The sequence below is a fragment of the Mucilaginibacter sp. P4_A11 genome, from assembly GCF_056402535.1.
On the sequence record NZ_JBFUHE010000016.1, the window covers coordinates 160,129 to 174,417 of the forward strand.

1 protein-coding gene is annotated in these 14,289 nt (G+C 44.3%); it reads right to left on the reverse strand.

The genetic code is table 11. From position 1 onward, the window contains the following. Positions 1–29 precede the first annotated feature (29 nt). Positions 30–14,288, reverse strand: coding sequence for an amino acid adenylation domain-containing protein (locus tag AC1DUD_RS25520; RefSeq protein ID WP_477379733.1), 14,259 nt, complete (start codon positions 14,286–14,288; stop codon positions 30–32). Between the last annotated feature and the right edge of the window lies 1 nt (position 14,289).

Here is a 14,289-nt window from a genome sequence, read left to right on the forward strand (position 1 = left end):
AATTCACCTATTTCCATAAAACCTGGTACTTAAAAACTCATAATGTTGTCCGTATCATTATCATCCAGGAATCTGTCCAGTTCCTGATAATTTATCTCGGTCCCTAAGCCGTAGTCGGCGGGCGTAAATATTATTTTTGATTTAGCTTGTTCCAAACAGTGGTCGATTAATTGTGAAAGGCAGGTTATATACTTTAGCGACAAATCATTAATCGTTGTTTCAATATAATGCTTGTTACTAAAACTCCAGTTTATTATTAGTTCTCCGGCAATAATATAGCTATTTATTGTGATCTTAACAGGCGAAAACTGTGTTTTGTTTACAGATTCGCCACTATCTTCATTAGCGTAACTAAACCAAGGCCCTGAATTTACTGCCTGATCAAACTGCCCCAGGTAATTAAACATCAGATCCCAGGGGTCACCTCCCTGCAAGGTATCTGCCTTGTTTATGTGTTTCAAAACACCAAAACCCAGGCCTTTATCAGCTACTTTCCGCAAATCTTCCTTCACTTCTTTTATCAATTTATCTGCATCCGCTTCGGCCTTGAGTTTTACCGGGTAAAGGCTGGTAAACCAACCCATGGTGCGGCTGATATCGACTTCATCAGTTATCGGCTCACGACCGTGGCCTTCAAGCCCTATAACAACCTCTTGTTTTTCGGCCCAACCGCATAAGGTATTAGCCAAAGCAGCCAATAACAGATCGTTTATTTCCGTGTGATACACTTTAGGCACTTCGCGCAGCAATTGAGCAGTATATTCGGCGTTAAGTTTTACACGGATATTAGTCATATCGCTCATCTGCGCTTTACCGGCAAATTCCGTATCCGCCGGTAATGGTTCAAAGCTCTTCATGATCTGCTCCCAGTATTTTTCCTGTGCCAGCAGCCTTTTGCTTTCGCCATATTGGGTTAAAGCCTGATGCCATTGCCTGTATGAGCTTCCTTTAGTACCTAAATTAAGTTCTTCGCCTGCGGCAATATTGTCAAGCAGGGTATTTAGATCGTTTAATATGATCCTCAATGATACGCCATCGACAGCCAAATGATGTACCACGATTGAAAGCCTGTTTGCAGCTTCGCTGTCCGGCGTTTTTATCAAAACCACATTGATCAGCCTGCCTTCGGTAATTGATAAACTGCGCTGATATTCATTAGTGTATACACTAATGCCTGCACTTAGATCTTGAACATTGGTCAAATCTTCAACCAATATCTTTACCCCGGCATTACCATAGTGTTGCTCCCAGATACCATTGAAATTGGTGTATTGGAATCTTAAAGCATCATGATATGAAACTAAAACATCAAAACACCTTTGCAGGGTAGCTGCGCTGATATTTTTATCTATAGCTAATAATACAGCCTGGTTATAGTGCGAGATCTCTGTTTCGTTTCTGTCGAGGTACCATTGCTGAATTGGCAGTAAGCCTGCATAGCCGCTTAAGGTTCCCTGCTCGGTTTTAATTTTATTGATACCGTCTTTCTGCGCGGCTTCGGCCAGGCGGGCAATTACCTGGTGGTAAAAGATATCTCTCGGCTGAATTTCTATCCCGTATTTACGCGCCCTGCTTACTACCTGTATTGTTAAAATAGAATCGCCACCAAGCTCAAAGAAATTATCATAGATGCCGATCTGATCCAGGCCTAATAATTCCTGCCAGATCTCTACCAGTTGTTCTTCGATTTGATTGCGCGGTGAAACCTGTATTTCTGATATCAGTTCGCTTACTTCTGCCTCGGGTAATGCTTTCTTATTTATTTTACCGTTTATGGTTAAGGGTAAACTTTCCATCCTAACCCAAATGCGCGGAACCATGTATTCTGGTAGGCGCTCCTGCAGATATTGTTGTAATTGCTGCTTATCGTAGGCGTTTTCATCCATTACCACGTAAGCAGTCAGGCGTTTAGTTCCCTGCTTATCGGCCCGGGCAAGCACTACTGCCTGGGTTACTTTAGGATTTTGCAACAGCACACTTTCAATCTCGCCCAATTCTATCCTATAACCGCGGACTTTCACCTGATCATCCTGACGACCCAGATATTCAATATTCCCGTCAGGCAACCATCGGGCGCTATCACCTGTACGGTAAAGCCGGCCGCCCGTTTTGAATGGATCGGCAATGAACTTCTCTGAAGTCAGATCAGCGTTGTTTAAGTACCCGCGGGCCACACCTTCACCACCAATGTATAGTTCGCCTTTTACACCTACCGGTTGCCGGTCACCCTGCTCATTTAGAATATACAGTGTTGTGTTGGAGATGGGCTTGCCAATAGGGGTGTTTGAAGGAATATTTTCAAGATTACCTGACAGTTTGAAACTGTAAACACTGCAACCTACCGTAGCTTCCGTCGGACCGTATTCGTTGATGATCTTCGTAGTACAAGTACCTGTGTTATAACCGTCAAAATGGTTTAACCGGAGGGCCTCTCCGCCAACTACCAACCTATCGGTAAGGATGCTCCTGTCTGCACTGGTTGTTGCTTCCTGCAGCAGACCGATGTGTGCCGGGGTTAGTTTTATAAATTCGTAAGGCGCATATTTTAGCAGGTTAGCATCTTCAAATACGTTATCATATTTTGTACCTGCTATCACTACCGACCTGCCATTGATCAATGGCATGAACAAACCTGTAACAGAGGCATCAAACGTGTGAGATAAATGAATAAAAGTACCTGATTGGGTGTTGCCGCCGCTGATATATTTTGTTTTATTATTTACGAGATAATTGATCAGGTTGCCATGCTCCACCATTACCCCTTTTGGCTTACCGGTTGAGCCTGAAGTATAGATCACATAAGCCAGTTGGTTTGGATCAATGGTGATGTTTAAGTTACCACCGCATTGATTGGCTATTTCCTGGTTATGATCCAATTCGATAACAGTAGCATCGATGTTTTCAAGATTAGCTTTGCTTGTGCTGCTGCTCAAAACAATAGTTGCTTTAGTGTCCTCCAGGATATAACTGATCCGCTCTTTTGGATAATCAACATCAATGGGTACATAAGCCGCTCCTGCTTTAAGAATACCCAGGATCCCTGCAATCATCGATATCCCTCGCTCTATACAAATTGCCACTAAGGTTTCTTTGCTTACACCTTGTGTCTTTAGGTAGTTCGCTATCCTGTTTGACCTCGCGTTCAGCTCTTCGTAGCTTACCGTTTCTTGTTCAAATACCAGTGCAGTGGCGGCGGGAATAGCTTGTACATGCGCCTCGAAAAGGCTGATAATATTTTCAGTTCCCGGATATTCTGCCGCTGTTTCGTTGAACGTGCTTAGCTCCTCTTCTTCTGCTTTGCTTAACAACTGCAACTTACTGATTGTTCTTGTAGGCGCTTTAATTATCGATGCGATCAGTTCTGCATAATGGCCTGCCATCCTTGCAATGGTTTCTGCCTCATACAATTCGGTATTGTATTCTACTACAAATCGGATTCCCTCTTTGGTTTCTTCTGCATTATAGCTCAGGTCATATTTGCTTGCCTGGTCGCCTGCTCTTTCTCCTGTGATTTTGATATTACCCAGTTCAAGTGTTGGAATGACTGCAGTATTCTGCAATACGAACATTACCTGAAACAGCGGACTCCTGCTCAGATCACGTTCTTTTACTACTGCTTCTACCACTTTTTCAAATGGTACTTCCTGGTGGCTATAAGCCTCCAGCGTGGTTTGTTTTACTTTGGATAGTAATGTTGTAAATGCATCTTCGCCGTTTACAGTTGTCCTTAACGCCAGCGTATTTACAAAAAAACCGATCAGCTCTGCAATCTCTTCCCTGTCCCGGTTGGCTACAGGTGTACCTACACAAATATCTTCCTGTCCGCTGTAGCGGTACAGCAATACTTTGAACACTGATAGCAAGGTCATGTACAATGTTGCTCCATGTTCAAGGCTTAGCTTTTGCAGTTGTTCTGCCTGCTCTTTTACTATCGTAAATTCATATACTGATCCATTGCTGCTTTGTATTGCAGGGCGCATGTGATCTGTTGGCAGCTCAAGCGTGGCCGTGCCTGTTAATTTTTCTTCCCAATAGCTCAGCTTGCTCTGCAGTTTGTCTGCATCAAGATATTCCCTTTGCCAGATTGCATAGTCCGCATACTGGATCTCCGGGCTTTTTAATGCTGAAGTTTGGTTATTACTAAAACTACTATAAAGATTGCTGAACTCCGATACCAGTACAGGCATCGACCAGCCATCTGCCGCAATATGGTGCAGCACCAGTAACAGCACGTATTCGTTTTCTCCTATTGCAATCAGCTCGGCACGAAGCATATCATCCTGCGACAGGTCGAACGGCCTCTCTATCTCTTTGCTGATGTACGCTTTTAGTTCTGCGTTATTACTTAACCGGCTTTGTTTTAAAGTCCAGCTGTTTGGTTTGATATACTGGTAGCCCTGACCTTCATACTCCCTGATCACCGTACGCAACACTTCATGTCGTTCTACTACAGTTTTCAGTGCGTTTTCCAATGCAGCGATATTTACTTCGCCTTTTAGGTTCAATATTGCAGGGATATGGTATTGTACGCTGCCCTCCAGCCTGTCGATAAACCAAAGCCTCTCCTGACTGTAAGACAACGGGATATATTCAGGTCTTGGCGCTATCCTTTTTATCGTGCTGCCTACTGTTTCTGTTTTTTCATCCTCCAGTTGTTTGGCAAGATTCCCAATAGTTGGGTACACAAACAGGTCACGAATTTTTAGTTCTTTATTCAGTTCCCTTCTTACCTGCGAAATTACCCGCATGGCCAGCAGTGAATGACCGCCAAGCTCAAAGAAATTATCTTTTGTACCAATCTTTTCTACACCCAGCAGCTCTTCCCAGATTTTGGCTAATTGCTTTTCCATTTGAGTTTGCGGTGCGGTGTAGCTTTCTTCGTGGCTTGCTTCTGCTTCGGACAAGGCGCGTTTATCTATCTTGCCGTTTGGCGTTAATAGCAGGCTGTCCAATCTCACCCAAAGCCGAGGCACCATGTATTCCGGCAGCCGTTCGCCAAGATAATTTTGCAATTCCTGTTTATCGTAAGCAGCTTCTTCCATCACCACGTAGGCGGTCAGGCGTTTGGTGCCCTGTTTATCAGCTCTTGCTAATACTACGGCTTGCCTTACATTTTCGTTTTGCAGCAACACTTGTTCAATCTCACCAAGTTCGATACGGTATCCCCTGATCTTTACCTGGTCATCTATCCTGCCTAAATACTCAATGTTGCCATCTGCAAGCCATCTGCCCTGATCACCGGTTCTGTACAGTTTGGCGTTTACTTCTTCGCTGTAAGGGTTGTTGATGAACTTTTCTTTCGTTAATTCCGGTTGGTTCAGATATCCTCTGGCAACCTGTACACCGCCGATGCAGATCTCACCCGGTACACCGATTGGGCTTAATTCGCCGGCCGCACTTCTGATATGGATTTGCGTGTTGGATACTGGAGCACCGATTAGAGATGCTTTATTGATATTGTCTATTGTATAATAGCTTGCGCATACAGTTCCCTCGGTCGGGCCGTAGCTGTTAACTACTGTTACTGTTGGATACAGATTATCTATAAAACCAGGTTGCAGCAGTTCGCCACCACTGATAATATAGCGCAGGTTTTTAATGTCGACGTTGTTATTGCCTGCTTCTTTATTCAGGTAAGCGATTATCGTTGGCGTGGCACTTAATATTGTTATTGCTTCAGTAGCCAGCAGGTATTTGATATTATCCACATCTTTACCGCCTTCTTTTACGATCACCACTTTTGCACCACTGGTCAGTGCAGGATAAACCTCTTCGCACATGGTATCAAATGATACGGATGATTGCTGAAGAACTGTATCCGCTGCCGTGATCCCGAAATAGTTCACAAAACCATAAGTGTAGTTGGTGATGCTTTGGTGCTCTACCATTACCCCTTTGGGTTTACCGGTTGAGCCTGAAGTGTACATGATGTACGCCAACTGGTCTGGATCAATGGTGATGTTTAAGTTGTCGGCGCTTTGATTTGCTATTTCCTGGTTATTATCGAGTTCGATAACGTTAGCATTTATATTCCCGAGATTCGCTTTACCAGTGCTGCTGCTCAGAACAATGGTTGCTTTAGTATCCTCCAGGATATAACTGATCCGCTCTTTGGGATAATCAATATCAACAGGTACATAAGCTGCGCCTGCTTTCAGGATGCCCAGGATACCTGCTATCATTGCGGTACCCCGTTCTATACAAACTGCTACTGAGCTCTCGGTTTTTACACCTTGTTCTTTTAGATAATGTGCTATTTTATTTGATTGCTCATTAAGGGCTTGATAGCTTATTGTTTCTCCCTCAAATACCAGTGCTGTTGCTATTGGTGTAGCTTGTACCTGTGCCTCGAAAAGGCTGACAATGTTTTCAGTTCCCCAATATTCTGCCGCTGTTTCGTTGAATGAGCTTAGGTCCTCTTCTTCTGATTTGCTCAGCAATTGCAGTTTATTGATTGTTGTTGCAGGCTCTTTTGTCACCGACACGATAAGCTCTGCATAATGGCCTGCCATTCTTGCAATAGTTTCAGCCTCATACAAATCTGTATTGTATTCTACTACAAACCGGATCCCGTTTTTGGTTTCTTCTGCATTATAGCTCAGGTCATATTTGCTTGCCTGATCGCCAGCCCTTTCTCCTGTGATTTGGATATTACCCAGTTCCAGGGTTGGGATCACTGCAGTATTCTGTAGCACAAACATTACCTGGAACAGTGGGCTCCGGCTCAGATCTCTTTCTTTGACTACCGCTTCTACTACTTTTTCAAACGGTACTTCCTGGTGGCCGTAAGCCTCCAGCGTAGTTTGTTTTACTTTGGAGAGTAATGTTGTAAATGCTTCTTCACCGTTCAGGTTTGTCCTTAGCGCAAGCGTGTTCACAAAAAAGCCGATTAGCTCTGCTATTTCTTCCCTGTCCCGGTTGGCTACCGGTGTGCCTACACAAATATCTTCCTGGCCACTGTACCGGTACAGCAATACTTTGAACACTGATAGCAGAGTCATATATAGCGTTGAACCTTGTTCAAGGCTTAGCTTCTGCAGTTTTTCCGCTTGTTCTTTTGCTATAGTAAATTCATATACTGATCCTTTGCTGCTTTGTACCGCAGGGCGCATGTGATCTGTTGGCAGTTCAAGCGTAGTTGTCCCTGCTAACTTTTCTTCCCAATAGCTCAGTTTACTTTGCAGGTTTACTGCATCAAGGTATTCCCTTTGCCAGATTGCATAATCTGCATACTGGATCTCCGGGCTTTTTAATGCTGAAGTTTGGTTATTGCTAAAGCTGCTGTAAAGACTGCTGAACTCCGATACCAATACAGGCATCGACCAGCCATCGGCCGCGATATGATGCAGCACCAGTAATAGTACATACTCGGTTGCTCCTGTTGCGATCAGTTCTGCACGCAGCATATCGTCCTGTGACAGGTCAAACGGTTTTGATACTTCTTTACTGATGTAATCTTTTAGCTCCGCGTTATTGTTTGACTGGCTTTGTTTTAATGCCCAGCTGTTCGCTTTGATGTACTGGTAACCCTGGCCTTCATGTTCCCTGATCACCGTACGCAGCACTTCATGGCGTTCTACAATTGTTTTCAGTGCGTTTTCAAGAGCTGCGATATTTATTTCGCCCTTCAATTTCAGTATAGCAGGGATATGATATTGCACGCTACCTTCCAGCCTGTCAATAAACCATAACCTCTCCTGGCTGTAGGACAGCGGAATATATTCAGGTCTCGGGTTTACACTTTTTACGATGCCACCTGCTGTTTCTGTATCCTCGCCTTCCAGTTGTTTGGCAAGATCACCAATGGTTGGGTACACAAATAGGTCGCGAATTTTCAGTTCTTTGTTGAGCTCTCTTCTTACCTGCGAGATCACCCGCATGGCCAGCAGTGAGTGACCACCAAGCTCAAAAAAGTTATCCTGTGTGCCAATCTTTTCTACACCCAGCAATTCTTCCCAGATTTTGGCTAATTGTTTTTCTGTTGTTGTTTGTGGTGCGGTGTAGCTTTCTTCGTGGCTTGCTTCTGCTTCAGGCAGTGAGCGTTTATCTGTTTTGCCGTTAGGTGTTAACGGTAAGCTTTCCAATCTTACCCAAAGCCGGGGCACCATGTATTCAGGTAAACGTTCGCCTAAGTAGTTCTGCAACTCCTGTTTGTCGTAGGCTGCCTCATCCATCACCACGTAAGCAGTCAGGCGTTTGGTGCCTTGTTTGTCTGCCCTCGCAAGGATTACGTCTTGCCTTACATTTTCATGTTGCAGCAACACTTGTTCGATCTCACCAAGTTCAATTCGGTATCCCCTGATCTTTACCTGGTCGTCTATCCTCCCTAAATATTCGATGTTGCCATCCGCAAGCCATCTGCCCTGATCACCAGTTCTGTACAGCCTTGCATTTGTTTCTTCGCTGTAAGGGTCGGTGATGAACTTTTCTTTCGTCAGTTCAGGTTGGTTCAGATATCCTCTTGCAACCTGTACGCCGCCGATGCAGATCTCACCCGGTACGCCAATTGGGCTTAATTCGCCGGATACGCTTCTGATGTAAATCTGCGTGTTAGATACAGGGGCACCGATGGATGGCAAAACTGAAATGGTTGAACCATCAACAGTAAAACTACTAACCACATGCGCCTCTGTAGGGCCATATTGATTGATCACTTTGATGCCGGTATTCCGGATCAAGGTCCTTACTTCATCCGTGATCTTTAATTGTTCACCGGCAACGATGATCTCCTCTACCAAAAGTGAAATTTTTGGATCTGAAATGATCTGCTCTGCCAAATTTTGCAGTACAATCACCGGGAAAAACAAGTGTGTCAGTTCATATTTAACAATATGATCAATTAAGGCAACCATATCCCTACGGCTATCGCCATCAATAAGGCAAAGTGTATTTCCAAAACAAAGTGTCGAAAATATCTCTTGGAAGCTTACATCAAACGTGTAAGCCGCAAACTGTAGAACCCTGCGGTTTTTATTTTTAAACTGAGTTTCCTGCCAATTTAATAAGTTAAACATAGCCCGCCCCGGCATCATTACGCCTTTTGGCTTACCAGTTGAACCCGAAGTATAAAGGATATAGATTAACTGCTCAGCATCGATGCCTACACCAAGGTTGACTTTATTTTTATTAGCAATATCCTGTTCCTGTTTTCCATCTATCTCAATTACTAACGCATTTGAATTTAAGATGCGTTTGCTGCTTTGCCTGCTGCTCACCAACACCAATGCACCGGTATCGGCTACCATATAATCAATCCTTTCCTGCGGGAAATCCGGATCAACTGGTACATAAACGCCGCCGGCTTTCAAAATACCGAGAATGGAGATAATCATTCCCAAACCGCGTTCTATGCATACAGGCACCAAAGTTCCATTGGTTACCCCTTGCTTTTGCAGGTACCTTGCTAATTGATTTGAGCGTCCATTTAAAGCCCTATAGCTTAATTCTTCGTTTTCAAAAACTACTGCTATTGCGTCGGGATTTTTTGTAACCTGCTCTTCAAACAGGCTGATAACGTTTTCGTTCCCGGCATAATCAGCGTTTGTAGCGTTAAATATTTCAAGCTGGTTATTTTCAGCCTCACCAATCATATTCAAACGACTAACCGATTCATGAGGGGTATCAACTATAGCGTTCAGCAATTGGCTGTAGTGGCCGGCCATACGGCTGATGGTCGGTTCATCATAAATATCTGTATTGTACTCTAACCCGGCACGTAAGCCATTTTCTGATTCAATTACAAATAGCGTAATATCAAATTTGGCCGTTTGATGCGCATCCTGAGTTTGCTGGAGGGTCAAATCGCCAAGCTGCAATTCGGGTATGCGCGCAGTGTTCTGCAATACAAACATTACCTGGAACAGCGGGCTCCGGCTCAAATCCCGCTCTTTAACAACAACCTCAACTACTTTTTCAAACGGTACATCCTGGTGCTCATAAGCCTCCAGCATGGTTTGTTTTACCTGCGCCAAAAGTGCTGTAAATGACATTTCTGCACCCAGGTGGCTCCGGATGGCTAAGGTATTTACGAAGAAACCTATCAAATCAGCTATTTCGGGCTGATTACGGTTTGCTATCGGGCTGCCTACGCAGAGGTCTTCCTGCCCGCTGTAACGGAATAATAAAACATTGAAGGTAGATAGCAGCGTCATGTAAAGTGACACACCGTTTTGCACACTCAGCACATGCAATCCTTTAGTAACATCTTCACTTATACCAAATTCATATAATGCACCGTTAGTGCTTTGCTCTGCCGGGCGCTGACGATCAGCCGGTAACTGCAGTGTGGTAACACCGGCTAATTTCCGCTGCCAGTAAGCCAATTTTGTAGCCAGCAGGTCGCCTTGTAAATTGGCTCTTTGCCAGATAGCGTAATCAGGATACTGCACTGCTAATACAGGCAGCGCCGGTTCATTGTTATTTGAAAAAGCATTATATAAATCAAGCCATTCTTTTACCAATATTGCCGACGAAGAACCATCTGAAGCAATGTGGTGCATGGTTAAAGCAAGGGTAGATTCGCTTTCGTTAACTTTTATCAGTTCGACACGCAGCATGTCATCTTTTGACAAATCAAATGGCTGCGCTATCTGTAGCCTGATATATTGTTCAAGCGACAAATGCTGATCCTCGTATTCTTTCGCATCAGTTTGTTTTAACACCCAGGTGTTTGCAGATTTTACATGCTGATATCCTTGTCCGTCACGTTCGAAGATCACCGTACGCAATACTTCATGGCGGTTTACAATTGCACGAAACGTATTTTGCAGGGCATCGATACTTAACGTACCTAATAAATTAAATACGGCAGGTACATGATATTGCACACTGCCCGACATCCTGTCAATAAACCATAAACGTTCCTGGCTATATGACAGCGGGATAAGTTCAGGACGAGGCCCTGCGATGATGCCTACTGATATATTTTGTTCTGCACGACCTAAACGTGAAGACAATAAACCGATTGTTGGATAATCGAATACCTCGCCGATAGAAAGGTCCTGTCCAAAGGCTTTTCTAACTTCAGATATTAACTTTACCGCCAGTAACGAATGGCCGCCCAGTTCAAAAAAGTTATCGTTGATGCCTATTTCCTCTATCTCCAGGATATTTTGCCAGATCTCTGAAAGCTTACTTTCAACTTTATTACGGGGAGCTGTAAATTCCTTACCAGATGCCTGTACTTCGGGATGTGGCAGTGCCTTACGGTCTATCTTGCCATTAGCCGTTAACGGGATTGCCGAAAGCTGGACAAGATGCGCGGGCAGCATATAATCGGGCAGATGCTCCTTCAGGTAAAGATTCAAACCAACCGGGTCAAACTTTGCCGATGGTACAATATAAGCCACCAGTTGTTTATTGCCCAGTTTATCATCAAAAGCCAGCACTGCGGCATGGCTGATATATTTGCTATGCTCAAGTACAAGTGCAACTTCACCGGGTTCAACCCTGTATCCTCTTATTTTTACCTGATCGTCCATGCGGCCCAGGTATTCGATGTTACCATCGGCACGCATAACCACACGGTCACCAGTACGGTAAATCCGCGACCCTTCCCTGCGGTATGGATCGGCAATGAATTTCTCTTTTGTTAGTTTAGGGAGACGATGATATCCCTGTGCCAGGCCGCGGCCACCAATGTAAAGCTCGCCGGGGATGCCTATCGGGCTACGCTCCATTTCTTTACCCAGAACATAAACGATGGTATTTGAAAACGGGCGACCGATAGGAATACGGGAACCTTCAATCACCTGATCAGATACTTCGTATAATAACTTGCCGATAGTGGTTTCGGTAGGGCCATAATGATTAACCACGCGGCAATCGCCGTAACGGGCAATCCGTGTTACCAATTCCTTCGGCAAAGTTTCTCCACCGAAGATGAGCAGTTTGGCTGGCAGTAAGGGCGCATCGATTTCGGGAGATAGCGCTTTCCAGTGTGATGGTACAATTTTGATACAATCAATCCGGTGCTCAGCGAAATAGCGATGGATCTGGTGCACATTGCTCACTATTTCTTTAGAGAAAACATGCAGTGTACCACCATAAGCAAGTGAACTGAATAATACGGTATTGCCCAAATCTGTCGCGATGGTCGACATTAAACCAAAAGTTTCACATTCGCTGATGCCTGTACGCTCGTTTAAACCATATGCATAATCAAGCAGACTATCATGATCTATCAATACCCCCTTTGGTTTGCCGGTCGAGCCGGAAGTATAAATCACATATGCCAGATGATTTGATGACGGGAATATTTCGGGATCACTTTCCGGTTCGATAGAAAGTTCCCACTCCATATTATCCAGCTCCAAAACTTTCTGAAATTCAGTTATGGCAGCTGCGCGATCAGCAAATTTACTGCTGCTCACGATGATGCCAGCACGGGTATCATCCAGGATGTGTTTTACACGATCAGATGGAAAATCGGTATCGACAGGAACATATGCACCACCCGATTTTAGGATACCTAAAATGGCTACGATCATATCCATGCCGCGTTCCATATAAATTGGCACCAGTGTGCCTGCTTTTACACCATAGCGTTGCAGATGATGGGCAAGCTGGTTGGAGCGCACATGCAATGCGCGATAGGTTAAGGCCTTACCATCAAATACCACCGCCTGCTCATCAGGGTTGTGCAATGCCTGGGCAAGGAACAATTCAATTATGGTTTCATTGGTAATATATGCACAGTGGCTGCGTTCGTTTTTCACCAGCCATAACTCCTCTTTGCGGCTTAACAATCTTAACTTGCTGATCTCAACATCCGGGTTCATTACGATAGAGATCAGTAAAGTTTCGAAATGTTTAACCATGCGCCTAATTCGTGCGGTGTTATAAAGATCGGTATTGTATTGCACAGCCCATTTTAAGCCATGCTTTGTTTCTGTTACGAAAAAGGTAAGATCAAACTTTACTGTTTTATGCTCGAACCCGTAGCCTGATAATTCCAAATCACCAAGGGTTATGGCAGGTATTTCGGGTGTGTTGCCCAAAACCAGCATTACCTGGAAAAGCGGACTAACGCCGGCCTCTCTTTCTTTTACCGTTGCTTCTACAACGCGCTCAAAGGGTACATCCTGGTGGGTAAACGCGTCAAGCACGGTTTGCTTTACCTGCGCCAGCAGCTGGTTAAATGTAGCTTCGCCGTTTACCTGGTCACGAAGTGCAAGGGTGTTTACAAAAAAGCCAATCAGCTGCTCAAGCTCCTGCTGCGGGCGACCTGCTATCGAGGTACCAACGCAAAGATCTTCCTGCCCGCTGTAACGGTAAAGTAATGCTTTAAAGGCGGTAAGCAACGTCATATATAATGTTGCCCCGTTCCGCTGGCTTAACTTGTGCAGCGCCGAGGTAAGGTCATTACCTATATTGAATGTTAATGTAGATCCGTTAACAACTGCAGCTGATGATCTGATGCTATCTGCCGGCAACTGTAGTTGCTCAACATCTGTAAGCTTTGTTTTCCAATACTCCAGTTTGTTTTCCAACTGCTGCTCGTGCAGTGCATTCCGCTGCCATAGGGCAAAATCGGCAAACTGTAGCGGCAATGCAGGCAGCTCAAGCTCTTCTTTATTAGTGTAGGCTTGATATAAAGCAGCAATTTCCTGTACCAATATTGGCATCGACCATGCGTCGCCAGCAATGTGGTGCATGGTGATCACTAATATATGCGTAGCGTCTTCAAGACCAATCACATCTGCACGCAACATATCATCGGCAGCCAAATCGAAAGGTTTTTCGATAAGTGAATTGATGTGTGCTTTTAACTTTTCGGTACCGTTCATGTAGCCACCTAAAAGATCACGGCCCAAACGCCAGCCATCAGCTGCTTTTATTTCCTGGTAGGCTGTTCCATCTTTTTCCCTGATCACAGTGCGGAGCACCTCATGGCGGTTAACAATGGTTTTAAAAGTATTTTCCAGCGCATCAACATCCAAATGTCCTTTCAATAAAAGCACTTCGGATAAATGATATTGTAAACTGCCCTGCAGGCGGTCGATAAACCACAAACGCTCCTGGCTAAATGACACAGGAATTTCCGAAACAGCGCTTCTGTCGAAAGGAGCTATTTTATCATTTCCCTCAGTTTTTGCATTCCAGCTATCCTGTTTTAAAAAATTAATGATCGCTTCTTTATTTTCCCTTATTTCATCGATAAGCAGCGGATCAACTACAACATTTTCAGGGACCTGAAGTTGCAGACGATCTCCGTTCAAGATGATTTTTACATCATTTTGTTCGGCCAGGTATAAAATATCAATAGCTTTAGTAAACAGTTCTTTCATG